General features: G+C 62.6%; 14 protein-coding genes and 1 tRNA gene. 7 read left to right on the top strand and 8 right to left on the bottom strand.

All coding sequences use genetic code 11. The features are described from left to right. Positions 1-97: 97 nt before the first annotated feature. The gene (locus tag FPZ61_RS12270) at positions 98-2011 is read left to right on the top strand and encodes a transketolase C-terminal domain-containing protein (RefSeq protein ID WP_185466878.1); all 1914 of its coding nucleotides are present in this window, start codon (positions 98-100) and stop codon (positions 2009-2011) included. Here FPZ61_RS12270 and FPZ61_RS12265 read toward each other — a convergent pair. The 3 genes from FPZ61_RS12265 to acsF are packed head-to-tail and all read right to left on the bottom strand — an operon-like array spanning position 1983 to position 4682. Continuing rightward, entirely contained in the window at positions 1983-2717 is a 735-nt protein-coding gene (locus FPZ61_RS12265) for a glycosyltransferase (RefSeq protein WP_185466877.1), read from the bottom strand. The genes FPZ61_RS12270 and FPZ61_RS12265 overlap by 29 nt on opposite strands. Positions 2718-2769: 52 nt before the next feature. After that, positions 2770-3630 carry a fatty acid desaturase gene (locus FPZ61_RS12260; protein ID WP_185466876.1) on the bottom strand — a complete coding sequence of 287 codons (861 nt, stop codon included), beginning with the start codon at positions 3628-3630 and terminating at the stop codon, positions 2770-2772. A gap of 23 nt (positions 3631-3653) precedes the next feature. After that, the gene (gene acsF, locus FPZ61_RS12255; RefSeq protein WP_185474848.1) at positions 3654-4682 is read right to left on the bottom strand and encodes a magnesium-protoporphyrin IX monomethyl ester (oxidative) cyclase; all 1029 of its coding nucleotides are present in this window, start codon (positions 4680-4682) and stop codon (positions 3654-3656) included. Between the two features lie 135 nt (positions 4683-4817). Between acsF and FPZ61_RS12250 the strand changes: the two genes are divergently transcribed. After that, positions 4818-5123, top strand: a complete 306-nt coding sequence (locus FPZ61_RS12250) for a helix-turn-helix transcriptional regulator (protein ID WP_185466874.1) — start codon at positions 4818-4820, stop codon at positions 5121-5123. Then, positions 5123-5806: a pentapeptide repeat-containing protein gene (locus FPZ61_RS12245; protein WP_185474847.1), complete on the top strand. Its 684-nt coding sequence runs from the start codon at positions 5123-5125 to the stop codon at positions 5804-5806. Before FPZ61_RS12250 ends, FPZ61_RS12245 begins: the two co-directional genes overlap by 1 nt. Before the next feature lie 53 nt (positions 5807-5859). On the opposite strand, the gene FPZ61_RS12240 is transcribed toward FPZ61_RS12245, so the two are convergent. After that, positions 5860-9156, bottom strand: coding sequence for a chemotaxis protein CheB (locus FPZ61_RS12240; protein WP_185466872.1), 3297 nt, complete (start codon positions 9154-9156; stop codon positions 5860-5862). Between the two features lie 692 nt (positions 9157-9848). Here FPZ61_RS12240 and FPZ61_RS12235 point away from each other — a divergent pair. Both FPZ61_RS12235 and FPZ61_RS12230 read left to right on the top strand, forming a co-directional pair. Then, on the top strand, positions 9849-10670 hold the full coding sequence (locus FPZ61_RS12235; RefSeq protein ID WP_185466871.1) for an AraC family transcriptional regulator: 822 nt from the start codon (positions 9849-9851) through the stop codon (positions 10668-10670). A 24-nt stretch (positions 10671-10694) separates the two neighbouring features. Then, a complete protein-coding gene (locus FPZ61_RS12230; RefSeq protein ID WP_255441585.1) occupies positions 10695-11171 on the top strand; it encodes a cation diffusion facilitator family transporter in 477 nt (158 codons plus the stop codon). A 110-nt stretch (positions 11172-11281) separates the two neighbouring features. Here the strand turns inward: FPZ61_RS12230 and FPZ61_RS12225 are convergent, their stop codons facing one another. The 4 genes from FPZ61_RS12225 to FPZ61_RS12210 form a co-directional block, all read right to left on the bottom strand. Next, entirely contained in the window at positions 11282-11713 is a 432-nt protein-coding gene (locus FPZ61_RS12225; RefSeq protein ID WP_185474846.1) for an Rrf2 family transcriptional regulator, read from the bottom strand. Positions 11714-11785: 72 nt separating this feature from the next. Then, positions 11786-12328: an isoprenylcysteine carboxylmethyltransferase family protein gene (locus FPZ61_RS12220; RefSeq protein ID WP_185466869.1), complete on the bottom strand. Its 543-nt coding sequence runs from the start codon at positions 12326-12328 to the stop codon at positions 11786-11788. Between the two features lie 488 nt (positions 12329-12816). After that, positions 12817-13980, bottom strand: a complete 1164-nt coding sequence (locus tag FPZ61_RS12215; protein WP_185466868.1) for a glycoside hydrolase family 10 protein — start codon at positions 13978-13980, stop codon at positions 12817-12819. Positions 13981-14060: 80 nt separating this feature from the next. Further along, a tRNA-Ser gene (locus tag FPZ61_RS12210) sits at positions 14061-14145 on the bottom strand. A 60-nt stretch (positions 14146-14205) separates the two neighbouring features. Here FPZ61_RS12210 and FPZ61_RS12205 point away from each other — a divergent pair. Together FPZ61_RS12205 and FPZ61_RS12200 are read left to right on the top strand one after the other, a co-directional pair. Beyond that, on the top strand, positions 14206-15222 hold the full coding sequence (locus tag FPZ61_RS12205; RefSeq protein ID WP_185466867.1) for a hypothetical protein: 1017 nt from the start codon (positions 14206-14208) through the stop codon (positions 15220-15222). 219 nt (positions 15223-15441) lie between these two features. After that, complete coding sequence (locus tag FPZ61_RS12200) at positions 15442-16578, top strand: restriction endonuclease (protein WP_185466866.1); 1137 nt, start codon at positions 15442-15444, stop codon at positions 16576-16578. Positions 16579-16857 lie beyond the last annotated feature (279 nt).

The raw sequence follows: 16857 nt of genomic DNA, 5'->3' as shown, positions 1-16857 counted from the left end.
TTGTGAACCAGCCCGAGCTGATCTCGGGACTCCACGCCAGCAGCATGCCCTTGTGGTTCAGCCGGGGCATCCTGGGTGCAGCACCAGGAGAGCTGCCATGACCGCCACCCCGACTCCGTTCCCGATCGATCTGAGTGCCTACCAGCAACTCAGTCTTGATCCGGCCCGGCCCGGCCTCAGCGTCAGCGAGCGGGAGGCCCTGAGCGCCAACATCCGGCTCTGCCGCGACGCCATCATCTTCTTCACGGCCACCGGCGCGGCCCGAGGGGTGGGCGGCCACAGCGGCGGGCCCTACGACACCGTGCCCGAGGTGATGATCCTCGACGCCTTCTTCCGCGGGGCCCCCGAGCGGTTTCTGCCGGTGTTCTTCGATGAGGCGGGGCACCGGGTGGCCACGCAGTACCTCGTCAGCGTGCTGCGTGGGCAGCTGCCGGCCGATGCGCTGCTGCAGTACAGAGCCGCCCATTCGCGTCTGCCGGGCCACCCGGAGCTGGGCCTCACCCCCGGGGTGCAGTTCAGCTCCGGCCGCCTCGGGCACCTCTGGCCCTTCGTGAACGGCGTTGCCCTGGCCCATCCCGGTAAAGCCCTGTTCTGCCTCGGCTCCGACGGCGCCCAGCAGGAGGGCGATGACGCCGAGGCGGCCCGCTTCGCTGTGGCCCATGGGCTGAATGTGAAGCTGGTGATCGACGACAACGACGTGACCATTGCCGGCCATCCGTCGCAGTACCAGCCTGGCTACGACCTGGAGCGCACCCTGGCCGGCCATGGCCTGACCACCCTCAGCGGTGACGGTGAGGACCTCGATGATCTGCATGGTCGCCTCTGCCGTGCCATGGCCAGCGATGGCCCGGTGGCGGTGATCAACAAGCGTCCGATGGCGGTGGGGATCGAGGGGCTGGAGGGCTCCACCCACGGCCACGACGTGATCCCGGTGGACCTGGCGATCGCCTACCTGGAGAAGCGCGGTCAGGAGGCGGCGGCCAGCTACCTCAAGGGCCTCGTCAAGCCAGCCAACCCCGCCACTTTCCTGGGCTCAGGCCAGCGCCTGGAGGCCAACCGCAACGTGTTCGGTGATGCGGTGGTGGAGATCCTGGGTGCGATGACGCCCGAGATCCGCAAAGACACTGTGCTGGTGGTGGACAGTGACCTGGAGGGGTCCTGCGGCCTGGCCCAGATCCGCAAGGCCCATCCGGAGATCTTCGTGAGCGGCGGCATCATGGAGCGGGCCAACTTCTCCGCGGCCGCGGGCTTTGGCATGGAGGCCGGCCGCCAGGGGATCTTCGCCACCTTCAGCGCCTTCCTGGAGATGATCATCTCCGAGGTCACCATGGCGCGCCTGAACGGCGCCAATGTGCTGAGCCACTTCTCCCATGCCGGCATCGACGACATGGCCGACAACACCTGCCATTTCGGTCTCAACAACGTTTTCGCCGACAACGGCCTCGAGGAGGACAACACAACCCGCCTCTATTTCCCGGCCGACGCGGCCCAGATGAAGGCCTGCGTGAAGGCCGTGTTCAACGACCCGGGCCTGCGTTTCATCTTCTCCACGCGCTCGAAGGTGCCCAATCTCCTCGATGCCGAAGGCGCCGATCTCCACGGTGAGGGTTACATCTTTGAGAGCGGCAAGGATGAGCTGGTGCGGGAGGGCAGTGCCGGCTATGTGGTGAGCTTCGGCGAGTGCCTCTACCGCGCCCTCGATGCCGTGGAGCGGTTGCGGGCCCAGGGCCACGATGTGGGTCTGATCAACAAACCCACCCTGAATGTGGTCGATGAAGCGATGCTCGCCAAGGCGGGCGCTTCACCCTTCGTGCTGGTGGTGGAATCCTTCAACCGCCGTACCGGTCTGGGCAGCCGCTACGGCACCTGGTTGCTGGAGCGTGGCCTCACCCCCCGCTACGGCCACCTGGGTACCCACAAGGAGGGCTGCGGAGGACTCTGGGAGCAGTTCCCCCACCAGGGCCTCGATCCCGACGGGATCATCAGCCACGTGAAAGGACTGCTGGGCTGAGGGGCTTCTCCACCGGCAGGGGCTGGTTCATGGCCGCGCGGGCCTGCAGCCAACGCTCGGATTCGGGCATGGTGCGGCAGTCGTCGAACCAGGGACCGCCCAGGGTGTAATGCAGCACCTTCGGCTCGGGTGGCAGCTCCTGCACCCCCACCAGCACGTTCCATGCGGGGGGGAGTTCGCCGATCTCCGCGTCCGCCAGCCAGCGGAACTGGTGCAGTTCCAGCCCCGTGGCGCTGTTCACGAACTCCGGGGTGAGGGCCCGGCAGCGCCCGCAGTTGAACAGCATCACCGACGACCAGTTCTTGCGGCCGTAGGGCGTCTGGGGCATGCCCTGGAATTTCAGCCCCGGCTCGCAGTCGTGCTGGTGCTTCACCACCTGCACGGCCATGCGCTCGTCGCGCAGGGCCCAGAGCTCGGCGATGTCGCCCAGGCAGAGCATGTCGGCATCGATGAACAGGGCCCAGCCCCGGTAGCCAGCCAGCCAGGGCACCAGGAAACGGCTGAAGGAGAACGCGGTGCTCTGCTTCGGGTCAGGCTCCCGCGTGTACACGCCCTTGAGCTGATCAAGGCGCACCTGGGCGATCTGGACCGGGATGCTGGCGTGGGCCTGGAACGACGCGCTGAGCACGTTCACGGCCACCTCCTCGCGGGGGTCGTAGCCGATGAACACGCGCGCCGGCTCAAAACCGTGGGGGTCGGGGGTCATGGAAGAGTCCGCTCACTCGAGAGGGGTTGGGGAATGTCGCCCGGTGCTTTGTTCAGAACCGGGCGAGGCGCACCCGGTCGGCCAGTCCCAGCCGACGCAGCAGCAGGATGTGCCACCAGGTGGGATCAAGTTCCCACCACGCCCAGCCCATGCGGGCGCTGCTGGGTTGGGCGTGGTGGTTGTTGTGCCAGCCCTCGCCGAAGGTGAGCAGGGCCACCCACCAGGTGTTGCGGGAGTTGTCGCCGCTCGGGTGGCTCACGTAGCCCCAGCGGTGGGTGGCGGAATTCACCAGCCAGGTGGCGTGATACACCAGCACCAGCCGCAGGGGGATGCCCCAGAGCACCAGGGCCCAGCCGCCTGCGCCGCTCCACTCCCCCAGCCCGTAGAGGGCCAGGCCCAGGGGCAGCTGCAGGAGCAGAAAGCGGCGGTTCAGCCACCGGTAGTACCTGTTGCCCTGCAGGTCGGGGGTGAGCCGGGGGACGCTGCGGGCGGCCGGAACCTCCCGCAGCATCCAGCCCATGTGGCTCCACCAGAAGCCCAGATTGCTGTTGTGGTGATCGGCGGGATCGTCCGAATGGAGATGGTGATGGCGGTGCAGTCCCACCCAGTCGATCGGACCCTGCTGGCAGCTCAGGGCCCCGCAGGTGGTGAGCACCGCCTCCAGCCAGCCGGGCACCCGGAAGGCCCGGTGGCTCAGCAGACGGTGGTATCCGAGCGTCACCCCCATACAGCCGGTGAGCCAGCCGAGCACCAGCAGCACCACCACGGCGGTGGGGCTCCAGAAACGCGGCAGCAGGGCCACCAGCGCCAGGGCATGGATCGCCGCCATGAACAGCACGATCTGTGGCTGAGGGCGCAATCTCTCCGGTTGCACCGGGATGCCCTCAAGCCTGGAAGGAACGCCTGTCGTCATGCGTGCCGCTGATGCCGCGGAGCTCATCCTGCCGAAGCCGGAACCATCGGCTGCAGGAACTGCTCAAGCAGCAACCCCCCGAAATGCAGCCGTCTCCCCAGCTGCCGCAGGGGGCCTGCGCCTTCGGCCTTGCCGGTCTGCAACGCCTGGTGGCAGGCCACCATCCGGTCGCGCAGCTCCAGGTACCGGCTGCCCTCCAGATCGAACACCCAGGGGAAGGCGCGACGGGCGGTGCGGTTGGTCTGGCGCATCACCTCCGCATCGAAACCGGCTGGATCCATGCCCAGGATCCGGTAGAAATCGCCCCGCTCACACACCGTCAGGCTGTGGGTGAGAAACACACTCCAGAGGAAAAAGCGGCTGAGCAGCCGACCGCGCAGGCCCTGGCGCAGTCCGGGCCAGCAGCGGATCAGCATGTTGAAGATGTCGCCGTGGCGGTTCTCGTCCTGGCACCAGGGCTCGAAGAAATCGAACAGCGGCGCGAAGTTGTTGTCCGGGTTGGCCTTGAGATGGCGGTCGATGAGGATGTAGCGCCAGTAGCCGATCTTCTCGGAGAGAAACACGCTGTAGAGCACCCAGCTGAGTGGGAACCAGGTGATCGGCCGACGGGTGCTGAGCTTGGGCAGATCGAGCGTGAGACCCTCGGCCACCAGTGCCCGGTTGAGGAAACCGGCGTGGCGGGCCTCATCCCGTGCCATCAGCTGGAACAGCCGTCCGAGCTCGGGGCGCTCCGCCTGGAAGAGGCGCCTGGAGAGTTCCTTGAACAACAGGAACCCCGAGAACTCGGACACGCAGGAGCGGACCAGGTAGCTCTCATAGGCCTGCTTTTCCTCGGGGCTGAGGTCCCTGAGCCGATCCAGCGGCGCCTTGCGATCGAAGTGGTCGCGGTTGTAGTCGGTCTCCATTTCGTTGAGCATCGCCTCGAAGGCCGGTCGCTGGCCGTTGAGGTCGGTGCGGGCCGCTTTCTCGATCTCGGTGGTGTAGAAGCGCGGCGTGAGCAGGTCCTCGCGCAGGTGCGGGGTGGTGGCCGGGGCTGCAGTGGCGGTGGTCATCGGCGAGAGGGCGCTCTGACGCGAATTGCATAACGACAGCATGATACTGCGAAACACCGTCTCTGCATTCCATTGTTTTCGCTGCAGCGCGCTAAAGTTTCGTTGCAGCCAGTGCCTCCGCCTGACTCCGCCGCCATGGAAGCCCTCGCCGACTACTTCAAGGTCTTCTCCGAGCCCAACCGCCTCACGGTGCTGGAGGCCCTGCGTTCCGGGGCTCTCAACGTCACCGCCGTGGTGGAGAAGACCGGCCTGAGCCAGGCCCTGGTCTCGAAGCACCTCAAGCTGCTGATGATCGCCGGTGTGGTCCGCCGCCGCCCCGAGGGCAGCCTTGTGTTCTACGAGGTGATCGACAAAGGGGTGTTCCGGCTGATGGCCCAGGCCGAGAAGCTGCTGATGGCGGCTCGCCGCCAGCAACTCGACGACCTGGCGGCGATCTTCTGATGTCTTCCACCGCCACCCCGCCCCCGCCGCTGCCCGCTTCGATCGAGGAGCTGCGCCAGGCCCTCTCCAGCGGCCGGCGCACGTTCATCGGCCTGCGCCTGCCCGATGCCGACGGGCTCCACCTCGATCTCTCCGGCTGCGACCTGAGCCAGGGCTGTTTCCGCGAGGCGCGCTTCGGCCATGCCTCCCTGCGCCAGGCCAGCGTGGAGGGCGCCAGCTTCCAGCAGGCCCTGATCTGGGGCGCGGATCTCTCCGGCCTGCAGGCGGCGGGCTCCAGCTGGCAGGAGGCCGACCTCTCGGGATCCCGTCTGCAGGAGGCCGATTTCAGTGGGGCCCTGCTGCACCGCTGCTGCCTGCGCGGGGTGGTGGCCGCCGGCAGCCGCTGGCGCGGGGCCCGGCTGGTGGAGGCCGATTTCCGGTCCGGGCTCGATCAGCACACCGATCTCGGCGGTGCCGACTTCGAAGGGGCCGACCTCAGTTATGCCCAGTTCCAGGGCGCCCAGCTGCGCGGCGCCAGCTTGCGAGGAGCCTGTCTCTACGGCGCCAACCTGCGCGAGGCCGATCTGGCCGGTGCCGATCTGAGCGGCTGTGACCTGCGCGACTGCCAGCTGGGCGGCAGCGATCTTGGCGGCGCCTGCCTCGAGGGTGCCCGTCTGCCCGCGGGCAACTCCGGGTGCGCCTGACGCTGCGGCCCCCGGTGCCCGGCTCTGCTGGTGATGGATCGGCGCAGTCAGAGTCAGAGGATCCGTGGTCCGGGACTGGTGAGCTGCTCCCCTGGGCCTGCGGGCACGATCACCGTGATCAGGGACCCCACGGCGGGATCGGTGGTGGTGCGGATCTCGGCCTCGAGGCTCAGCAGGGATCCATCGGCGAGCTTCAGCCGCAGCACTGTGCCCTGGCCCGTGCTGCCTGAGCCCGCCAGGGCGGCTGCGGCCAGGGTGCTCAGCGACTGGGGATCGGCCGGAGCCGAGAGCAAGTCGGCATGCACCCCAACGAGGGAGGTCTGGTCATGGCCTGTGAACCGGCAGAAGCTGGCATTGGCCTGGATCAGGCGCAGGCTCTCATCCAGAACCGCCACACCGATGCTGTGGGCGTGGAAGACGGTTTCGAAGATGGCGGAGAGATGTCTGGACTTGCTCTCCAGGACTTCAATCCCACTGACATCGGAGAGCGTGCCGACAATGAAGCCCTCCTCGACGTCATGCACCACCCGGCAAGACTCGGCCACCCAGACGCTTCGGCCGTCCCGGGTTCTCATCCGGTAGCGGACCGACCAGTGGAGTTGGTTGAGGTCGCGGGCCACTCGAACAGAGGCGCGATCGTCTGGATGAATGGCCGCCTCCAGCAATCTGGGTTGGTCACAGAGTTCAGCGGCGCTCCATCCCGTGATGGCCTGAATTCGCTGGCTGGCATAGAGCAGGTGCTGCATGGTTGGATCCCACTTCAGGACGGCCTGCTCCAGCGCGTCGGTGAGGTTGGAGAACTCACTCAGGGAGGCCTCCGCTGCTCGTCGCAGGGCCACAAGTTCGGACACATCGGTGAGCGTGACGATGGCGCCCAGGCGCCGTCCATCCTGTTGCTGGTAAGGGAGAATCTGGATCAGATACGAGACATCTTCACTGCTCGCCTCGATGCTCTGGCGCAGCTCTCCCCTGATCACCGCCAGCAGCGCCTCCTCCAGGCCGGGAAGCGGCAGGGTCGTCGGTATGTCCAGCAGGGGCTGGCCATGGTCGGAATGAACAAGCCCGAACACCCTCACCGCCAATGGGCTGTAGCGGAGGATGCAGAGATGGCGATCAACAATGACCATGCCCTGGCTCAGGGAGTTCTGGATGTTTTCCAGATCCATGTTCATCTTTTCGAGATCGTCACTTCGTGCGCGCAGCTGTTGGTTGAGGGTTCCCAGCTCCTCATTCGTGGCCTGAAGCTCTTCGTTGGAAGCTTCCAGTTCTTCATTGGAGGACTGCAGTTCTTCCGAAGATGCCTGCAGTTCTTCCGAAGATGCTTCAAGCTCCTCGTTGACCTGCTCAAGTTCATTAAGGGATCGACGCAAGTTGTTCTGACTGCTCAGTAACTCTTGCTCCAGACGCTCTAGTTCTCGATCAAAAGCCTGACCTGGAAGAAGGCCCTGTGGCCGGGCAATGGCGGAGCCAGTAGCGCTTTCGGCTGTCTCGAGAAATGTGAGCAGCCACAGGTTCCGCTCGCCCACCTGAAAAGGCTTCACCTCCAGATGAATGGGATCGGTTCTGCCTTCCAGCGGCAGGCCTGCACTCCTGATCGCCAGTCCATCAGCTCGCGTCAACAGGAACAACGCCCGTGCTTCCGACTGAAGTTCCGGCAGGAGAAAAGCGGTGGCTGCAGTGCTGACGCGACCCTCGGGAAGGCGGCAGAACGGCGTGACATCCCCGATGACCTCAATCAGATCATGATTCTCATCCAGGACCAGGCAGGGCTTGCTGATCAGCCTGATCAGTGACTCCAGCAGCGCCACGTGCTGCTCCGGCACCGACTCCCGCAGGCTGGCCACCCTCTCCAGCGGGGCATAGGCGATGGGACCCCGTGGCTCTGGCAAGGCCAGGGAGTGCCGTGGCCGCCGGCTTCCCTCCGGGGTTCGCATGTAAATGCGCTGCTCCGGATTCAGGAGCTTGAAGCCTGGCGTGCGGCTTGCCAGCGACTCGGAGCTACCCAGAAAGAGCAAGCCACCAGGCACCAGACCGAAGCGGAACAGGTTCAAGACACGCTCCTTCATCGGAGCGGTGAAGTAGATGAGGGTGTTGCGGCAGGAGACCAGGTCCAGCCTGGGGAAGGGTGGATCTGCGCCGACGTCATGGCGGGCGAAGACGGTGCAGCTGCGCAGCTCTTCCGTCATCTCCAACTCGGTTTCCGTTTCGATCACGAAGCGGTCACGCAGGTGATCGGGGATGGCCTTGGCCTCTGAAAGCGGGTACACCCCACGCCGGCACACCGACAGGCTGACGTCATCGAGGTCGGTGCCGAAGATCTTGATCTGGGAGGCCAGATGGGCGGGATGGCCCAGGACCTCGCTGAGCAGCATGGCCAGCGAGAACACTTCCTCTCCTGTGGCGCATCCAGGCACCCAGATGCGCAACGGCTCGGTGCTGCCGTGCTGCCCGACATACACCTTCAGGTGGTCGCCAAGAGCTGTGAAGGCCTCGGGATCGCGGAAGAAAGATGTGACGCTGACCAGAAGATTCTGCACCAGGGCGCGGGCCTCACCAGGATCGGAGGAGAGCAGCAGCAGATAGTCATGAAGTGTTGTGATCTGCTTGCTCTGCATGCGCCGTTGAAGTTGGCGATTGAGAGTCGACCCCTTGTACTGGCAGAAGTCGATTCCGGTGGCTTGCTTCAAGTGCTCAATCACAGAGCTCAGCAAGGCAGGGGCGGGAGCCGGCTTCGATCCATCGATCGAGTTCCCCTCATGGCTGGTCCACTCGCCGATCTTCAAGCCGATGGCGCTCGCCTCCAGCACCAGATCCGCGCAGCCAAGACTGATGGCTGCCGTGGGCATGGCACTGAACTTGGCACTCTCCGGTGCTTGAGCCACGGTCAGGCCGCCAGCCGCACGTACGGCTCGCACGCCCCGAGCCCCATCGGCACCGGTTCCTGAGAGCACGATGGCCAGGCTGTGATCACCCCACTGATCAGCAATCGATTCGAACAACAGATCGATGCACGGACTCGGTCCGAACCGGGGCATTGGTGTGCTGAGTCTGAGGTGATTCCCCTCCACCACCACATCATGATTGGGAGGTGCTATCGCAATCACATCGGCCTGGAGTTCTGCGCCATCAATCGCTTCCACCACAGAAAGCGGGGTGGAGTGGGAGAGAAGATCAACGAGGAGGCTGGGGTGATCCGGAGAAAGATGCTGGGCCACGACAAAGGTCACATGGCCAAGCGCTTTCAGATGTCTGCTCAACTCCTGCAGCGCCTCCAGACCTCCGGCAGAGGCACCGATCCCTACCACGTAGTCGACGCCGGCCGAAGAAGGGCTGACGGATCCGGCTGGCAACGTGGGCTCTTGGGCGTCTGGTTCAGGCTGCCGACCGGTTGATCCCTGCACCCGCCTGATCCTCCCCTGCTGCCCGTGGATCAAAGCTAGTCGCCCCTGCGCGCCCGGAGTCGCTGATCAAGCTGAGGCTCACGCTGGGCCGCCCTGCCTGTCTGCCTGGGTACAACTACTCATTCGCCTCAGGCTATTCCAGGCCGATAATGATTGATTGGCCGTTGGTAAGGATTCCGCGGCGCTTGCTGATTCGCTTGCTGATTCGCTTGCTGATTCGGATGGCGCAGTCGTAGCCTGTCGTTGTCCATGGTTGTCGGAGGAATCAAGAAACACTCCAGCACTGGTCTGTTCAGGCTGAACGGCTGACCCCGTCGTGTCTCCATCCTGATCCACTCGCTTGGTGGCCTGCATCATTCCGTTCTCATTCAGGGGCCCTCCCCTCGCACGATCCTGTGAATCTCTCTGTCGCGTCTGCTGAGACCCCGGGGTTCGAGGCACATCCAGAGGCAGCCTCTCTGGCCAATCCTTTCAAGCGTCACCTGGGACTGGTCGGTGACATCAATGACAGCGCAGAATTCTTTCGCAGGGTTCTGCCTCCATGCAGGCTGAAGAGTGCTGACCCGGAGATTGACTGGTGGCACTATGGCCGCCTTTCACGGCTTGGCTCGATTGTTCTGGGAGCATCGATTCTGCCATCCGTGCAGATTCTGGTTGCGGAACAGTTCGGCTTGTCCGTCTTTCTGGGTTATGGGGGTGAGCAGGAGATTGAGCAGGCCTCACGCCATTGGAGCTGTCGCCTCGGCACCTGCCTGATTCTTCCTGGCCAGGCCCTGTCGATTCAGAGCAGCCTGTTCAGTGGTCTGACCTTTCATCTCGACAGCCGGCGCATCCTGCAGACGGCAACCGTGATGGCTGGCCTCGCTCAGACACCTGATCCCTGGGTGAAATCGGTGCATGAGACATTCGGCTGGGAGCCATCGAGGGAACCTTCCCTGGCCACGCTTCTGGCCATGCTGAAGCAGTCGATCGTGATGGCGGATCTGCAGGCCGACTCCAGTCAGAGTCTGGTGGACCGGCTTCAGCTCGATGACCTGATCTATCGGCTGCTTGCTGCCATGATCTTCCCAGAGTTGCGCGAAGATACCTCCTTCGAGCGCCTGACCCAGAGAATTCAGGCCGGGCGTGATTCGTTTGATGAACTTCTTGACTTCATCAAATCAAATCTGACTGAGCCACTGAATCTGACTCAACTTGAGCAGCACAGTCATTATTCACGCCGAGCTCTTCAGTACACGTTCCGTGAGCGACTTGGCTGCACGCCACTGCAGTGGATCCGAAACCAACGGCTTGAGGCGGCCCGGCAGAGGCTGCAGAATCCGTTGCCAGGCGACAACGTGGCAAGCATTGCAACCGGTTGTGGCTACCGAACCCAGAGCCTGTTCAGTGTTGACTTCCAGCAGCGTTTTCACGTGAGGCCTTCCCAGCTGCTGCGCGAAGCCCGCTCATCCAGGCCACGCTAGGGGCTGTCCGCTCCGGCTGACACCATGGCTCCGCTGCCTTCCAAACCCGGAGAGTCCCTCAACCCGGCGGTGGGGATTCAGCGGCAACCTCACCCCCGCCAGCACCAGCATCGGCCGGGTTCTGTCGCCGCCTTTCGCTGGAGCGTGATCCTCAACAGCGGCCTCTCAGGGCTGCAATTGGTGATCGGGGTGGCCTTCGGATCCCTGGCGCTGATCGGCGACGCCGTCCACAACATCGGCGAGGTGGCCGGCCTGCTGTTCGGCTGGGGGGCCGAGCGGCTCAGCGCCCGTCCGGCCACCCGCCGCTTCAGCTACGGCTTTGGGCGCAGCACCCAGCTGGCGTCGCTGGTCAACGCGGTGCTGATTCTGATGGCAGCCGCGGTGGTGATCGTGGAGGGCCTGCAGCGGCTGCTGGATCACGGGCTGGAGCTGGCTGGATCCGATCACGGCGATCGGTGTGGGCTTGGTGGTGGCCTGGAGTGGCTGGGAGTTGCTGCATGAGGCCAAACGACGACTGGCCCGGATCGGCATCGCCCACAGCACCCTGCAACTGGAACCACCCGCGACGGCATCACCGAGCTCAGGAGCGCCGGAGCCGGATTGAATGGCGTTCAGATGTGGTACATCAGGGGCGGCCTGGCCATGGCATTCCGCTGCTCCAGCAACTGCTGGAGGGTGGTGGCCGCCAGCACCCTGGTGCGGGCCTGCTCCACCTTCTGGGCCAGCGCGGTCAGCACCTGAAAGGCACCCGTGCAGTGCTGGTGCTCGGGCTGAGCCGCTGCAGCCCCCTCCAGGCAGGTGAACACCTCGGCGACGGTGATCGTCTCGGGGGGTCTGGTCAGCTGGAAGCCACCCCTGGGCCCGCGGATGCTGCGCAGCAGTCCGCGGCGGCGCAGGCTGGAGAGCATCTGCTCGAGATAGCGCTCAGGAATTCCCTGGCGGCGGGCGATTTCTCCTGTCTGGAGCACACCACCGTCGGCGTGGACATCAGCCAGCTCGATCAGGGCGACCAGTCCGTACGCGGTCTTGGTGCTGAAGGTCACGCAGGCCCTGGCTCTCCAGTCCCATTCTGGACATCAATCCACGTTGACCGCCTGGGGTATGGGGACATCCCCTCAGAGCGTGCGCCAGTCGAGCCAGGGCAGCCCTGGAATGATCGCCGGCGTGCTGGCCCGGTAGGCGGGGTAGTCGGCATGGGCGTCCGCCAGCCCCCGCTCCTCCCGCCGGGCCTTGGCGCCAAGCACCAGGGCCAGGGCCAGCAGCAGAGCGAGATGAAGCAGGCTCCCCAGGGCCAGGACCACCCCGAGCGAGCACACGAGTACGGCCTGGTAGAGCGGATGGCGGCAGCGCCCGTAGGCCCCCTCGGTGACCAGGGCCGCTCCGGGCATGGGCTGGGGCAGGGGGGTGAGGCTGCTGCCCAGTTGCAGCCCGGCCTTGAGGGCCAACAGCAGCCCTGCCAGCAAGAGCCCAAGCCCCCCCAGGCGCAACGGCAGCGGCCAGTCCACGCCGAGGGATTCAGGTGTCGGCCAGGGGGGCAGCAGATGGGCCGCGATCAGCAGCAGCTGGGCCAGCAGCCACCATTCGCCGTGGCGGTTGTCGAGCCAGCCCGCCCGCGTGAAGCCCCAGCGGTGCAACTGCTCGAGCAGGGTGGACGCCATGGAGCCGTGGCAGGGGCAGATCCAGTCTGATCGAACGGTGATGGCCAGTGATTGATGGCCAGTGGTCTGGCAGCAAAAAGCCCGGTGACGAGGCCACCGGGCTCTGGTTGTGGATCGGTGTGGGGGCGGAGTTGCTGACGTTGGCACCTGGGGCCATGGGTCCAGTGGGGTTTCCCGTTGGGTCCGGGGCACCTGGAGCTGGTTGCGCTGCAACCAGTCTCGTGAACGATGCAGTGGACGGCGACGGCGTCACACGCCAGGAAAACCAGTGATGCGAGGAGAAGTGTTGGAGCAGGGGCCGGATCGTCAGCGCACTCCTGGTGGCTGCTGAGGGGGGGTGTCTTCCATGGTCTGGAACCTCCGAATCCCGATGAGATCAGCTTCGGTCGGGGCGAGGGCAGTGGCAAGAGGTGCGCCTCAGTTCGCAACCGCTCTTCATGGCCTGCAACTGCTCTTCATTCGCAGAGACGTTGCTTCATCCAGCTGCTTCAGAGCGGTGTGCGGGGCGCGGCGCTGGGAAACAGGGAGAGGAAGCCCGCACGGCGCAGGTCTTCCGGTTCAGCCGTGGAGTTCCAGAGCGATTCGAAATAGAAGAACGCAACCCCGAGCCCCCGCTGCTGGGCCGTCTGCACCTGCGCCTGGATCAACTGCATCGAGCTGGGCTTGGTGCGCAGCCCCGTCATCACCCCGATCGCCGTGGGGATCTTCTTCTTGCTTTCCGCGATCTCCGGGCGCGCCACCTCCTTGGCAAAGCTGGCCACATCGGGGCGGTAGAGCTGCACGATCACCTCATCGACGATGTTGCGCCGCACCCAACCCAGCCAGTCCTGAAGTTGGAGTTTGTAGGCGAAGTCGTAGTAGTTGGGGGAAACGGAGACGATGGCTTTGGGCTGCTTGGCACGCACGGCCTTGTGCAGCTCGACCATGAACGCACTGATCTTGTCAGCGCGCCACTTGATCCAGGCCTGATCCATGGGGTTGCTCGGCACGGCGCGACCGGTTTCCCTGGTGTAGAGCGCTTTGGTGTAGCTGTCGTAGCCGAACTCGTTCGGCAGGCTCATGTGATCGTCGAACTGGATGCCATCGCCGTCGTAGTTCTCCACCACTTCCATCACCAGCTCGGTGATGAACTTCTGCACCTCCGGTCTGAATGGGTTCAGCCACACCACTTCTCCGGCGGCACTGATCGAGGTGCGGCTGCCGTCCTTCCGCTGGGTGAGCCAGGTGGGGTGCTGCAGGGCCAGCTCTGAAAACGGCGGGGCCATGAAGCCGAATTCAAACCAGGGGATCACGAGCATGCCTTTGTCATGCCCCTCGCTGATCACATCGGCGATGATGTCCTGTCCTTCCAGCCCCTTGTAGGAAAACGACTGAATCTTGCGCTCCCTGGTCACCTCGCTGGTGTGAATGGCATAGCCGGAATTCCACACCACCGGGTAGACGGTGTTGACGTGCATCTCGTTCAGCTGCTCCATCGCTGCTCGCAACTTGGAGCGATCGCGCATGGTGGTCATGTCGTTGGTGGTCATCCAGACGCCCCGGACTTCGGAGCGGGAGCCCTGGGCGGCGCTGGGCGAGGGCAGGGCCGGGACCATCGCCAGCAGCAGCCCGCAGAGCAGCAGAACCGGCAGCAGCCAACGGGTGCGTCTCATGGCGCTGTTCGGATCAGAAGCGGCCCGACGCTAGCGGCAGTTTCGGGATCACTCCAGGGAGGCGCGGAGCCTGCGGGGAACGGAGGGGGCGGGATTCGAACCCGCGGAAGGTTTCCCTTCGCCGGTTTTCAAGACCGGAGCCATCAACCACTCGACCACCCCTCCAGGGGGTTTCGGGAGTTTACCGCCAGGGGAAAGGGAAGAAACGAACCTTGGCCTTCCCTCATGGACCTCCTTGAAACCATCAACACGAACCTTCGCCAAAAGAAGTCCCGCGTCCGCCTGGAGCTCTCATCAGGCCGCGGCACCATCCGCTTGAGGTACAGCCAGGATGGTGTTCTCAAGAGACTCAGCCCTGGAATCCCTTTCAGTGAGGAGGGTCTGATCCGCGCCGAAGCACTGGCCATCCTTGTGAATGACCAGATCCAGGCGGGCACGTTCGATCCGAGTGAGTGGATGAAATCCCGGCTGAAGCGGCGCGTGACGTTTCATGACGCGATCGAGGCTCTTAGGCAGGAGCACGGCGAACGGCGACCAGGGGCGACGAACTGGACTGAGGACTACGGCTACCCCTTGCGCCGGCTACCAGCCGAGGCGCCATATGGCCGATGCGCTCTCCGATCGCTCGTCATGGGCTTCCCTGCGGGTTCTCGGCAGCGCCTAAGGGCAGGGATCGCCTGTGGAGCCCTTGCACGGTCTCAGGGCGATCAGAAGCTCGCTGGGGAGCTTCGACAGCTTGGGAAGGGGTACGTGGGCCATCGTGACGCCAAGCCGCGCACGATCCCAACAGAGCAGGAGATTCTGGATGCATGGGAGCTGATCCCTGAACCATGGAAATGGGGTTATGGCGTCATGGCCATCTACGCGACCCGGCCTTCAGAGATCTTCAGGGCAAAGCAGCGCGATCAACTGCTGTACGTCGAAAGCGGAAAAACAGGTGCCAGGCTTTGCCTTCCCACGAAGCGAGGGTGGATGGACAGGCTTGGCCCGAGAATTCTGCCAGATGTTGACCTAAATCTTGAGAACAAGACGCTGGGTGGGAAGTGGTGCAAAGTTTTTAAACGGGCAGGAATCGCCTTCAAGCCATACGACTTAAGGCACGCTGGAGCCTTGCGTCTAATCCATCAACCCCAGATTAAGGACAGCATGGCAGCCAGGTCCCTCGGTCATTCCCTGATGGTGCATACCCTCACCTATCAGAAGTGGATTACGGAGAAGGAATTCGAGGCGCTACTTGTATAGCCATCAACCATGCGCAATAATCTTGGAACCAATGACGGTCCCCTCCCAAGGGTTCAGGAAAAATGTTACCTATCCCATCCGTTTGGCCGCAGGGAGTGTCTGGCGACGTATTCTGGCTAATCAAGGTGGGTTTTGAGTTGCAATTATCGGGTATGTCGGTGAAGCTTCCAATGCCATGTAGAATGAAAAAGAATATGAACTTTCTCCGGTAAAAGCGCCATGGAGGCCATCCTTGCTCCGTTGTTGCTATTGGCTGCAGCTATATTCATTGTATTCTGGATCAGGATGCTTCGGGGCACTAGGCCGCGGGCTGACTCAAGGGCTTCATTTAAAGCAAAAGAGTCAAAAAGTAAAAATATAGACCTAGCAATCCAATATGCGAATAACATTGAGATTAGTCTTGCAACAGTAAGGGATCACCATGAACAAGAGTTAGCTGTAAAAAAGTGCTTAATTGCAGTAGCCAATGCAGCAGGGCAGTCGGGCCTGGCTCCTAGGGGATACGATCTTGATAATTGGGCTCGTACGGCACCACGTGAATATGTGCAACTACTTGAACATCTAAGGCATCGTGTCGCCGCACATGTGGAGGCGGCAAAAATAGAAGCTCAGTCACAAGAATTGCTGCGCGCCAAAGAATATAATCAGAAACTAGCGCGCTTTCGCAATGAAATTCATGCTCGGTATCAGAACTATATCGATAGATTTGTCGAGATTGCTTACAGGAAAGTGTCCTTAAGAGATGAGTATGGAGATGAGAGTTGGGACAGCCTGCAAGATGAAATCGATGTTGTTTCAGAGAAGATATTGGCCAGAGGCAACAACCATCTTAATGAATTATACATATATATGTTTGGAAATGCGGATGGATTTGGTGGTATATCCGATAGTCCCAGTATGCTTTCTTTGCTCAGACTTAAGCCGATTCTTAAAGATGTGCTAAAAGATACCTTCAGTGATTATTATTCAAGCCGTCAGAATTATCAGTCGGCAGACTTCAAAAGTATGAACGGAGAGGAATTTGAGCATTATTTGATAAAAAAGCTTGGCGAAGCAGGTTGCACAAACATTTACGGGACCCCAAAGACAGGAGACCAAGGCGGTGACATACTAGCTATATATAGCAATAGAAGTCTAGTTATCCAAGCAAAGAGATATGGCCATCCTGTAGGCAACAAGGCAGTTCAGGAAGTGCATGCTGCCGTACAGTATTATCAACGAGACGCGGGCCTTGTAATCATCAGCTCTGTGTTTACACCATCAGCACGTGAGCTAGCTCAACGATGTGATGTCATACTCATAGAAGGGGCAGAGCTCACTAGGTTGAGTGAAATCCTAAAAACGTCGTTCTCCTGAGGCTTATATGAACTGGTTTAACACCCTGATCCATGTCCCCACTCTGCTTGATAGCCTTAAGCTTTTCCAATTTGACCATCTTTTCCACCACGCGAGTTGGTGAAGAGTAACCGTGCAAACCTCTGTACGGACGTAATGGCTGATGTGCGCAGTGAGGTGGTCTGGCTTTTCTGGACAGCCCCCATCGTTAACCTCTGAGGCGGGGCACCGCCCCTGAAAGGGGCTCCCACCAATGAGCAAGCGCCGCACCCACAGTCCCGAGTTCAAGGCCAAGGTCGC

The organism is Synechococcus sp. BSA11S, from assembly GCF_014224355.1.
Classification (GTDB): Bacteria; Cyanobacteriota; Cyanobacteriia; order PCC-6307; family Cyanobiaceae; genus Regnicoccus_A.
Note: the sequence above shows the minus strand (reverse complement) of the source record. Positions and strands in the feature narration are given on the sequence as shown.

Excerpts from the sequence above, each read along its gene's own strand:
- FPZ61_RS12270 (WP_185466878.1), top strand. The coding sequence starts at position 98 with ATGACCGCCACCCCGACTCCGTTCCCGATCGATCTGAGTGCCTACCAG.
- FPZ61_RS12265 (WP_185466877.1), bottom strand. The coding sequence starts at position 2,717 with ATGACCCCCGACCCCCACGGTTTTGAGCCGGCGCGCGTGTTCATCGGC.
- FPZ61_RS12260 (WP_185466876.1), bottom strand. The coding sequence starts at position 3,630 with ATGACGACAGGCGTTCCTTCCAGGCTTGAGGGCATCCCGGTGCAACCG.
- acsF (WP_185474848.1), bottom strand. The coding sequence starts at position 4,682 with ATGACCACCGCCACTGCAGCCCCGGCCACCACCCCGCACCTGCGCGAG.
- FPZ61_RS12250 (WP_185466874.1), top strand. The coding sequence starts at position 4,818 with ATGGAAGCCCTCGCCGACTACTTCAAGGTCTTCTCCGAGCCCAACCGC.
- FPZ61_RS12245 (WP_185474847.1), top strand. The coding sequence starts at position 5,123 with ATGTCTTCCACCGCCACCCCGCCCCCGCCGCTGCCCGCTTCGATCGAG.
- FPZ61_RS12230 (WP_255441585.1), top strand. The coding sequence starts at position 10,695 with ATGGCTCCGCTGCCTTCCAAACCCGGAGAGTCCCTCAACCCGGCGGTG.
- FPZ61_RS12220 (WP_185466869.1), bottom strand. The coding sequence starts at position 12,328 with ATGGCGTCCACCCTGCTCGAGCAGTTGCACCGCTGGGGCTTCACGCGG.
- FPZ61_RS12215 (WP_185466868.1), bottom strand. The coding sequence starts at position 13,980 with ATGAGACGCACCCGTTGGCTGCTGCCGGTTCTGCTGCTCTGCGGGCTG.
- FPZ61_RS12205 (WP_185466867.1), top strand. The coding sequence starts at position 14,206 with ATGGACCTCCTTGAAACCATCAACACGAACCTTCGCCAAAAGAAGTCC.
- FPZ61_RS12200 (WP_185466866.1), top strand. The coding sequence starts at position 15,442 with ATGGAGGCCATCCTTGCTCCGTTGTTGCTATTGGCTGCAGCTATATTC.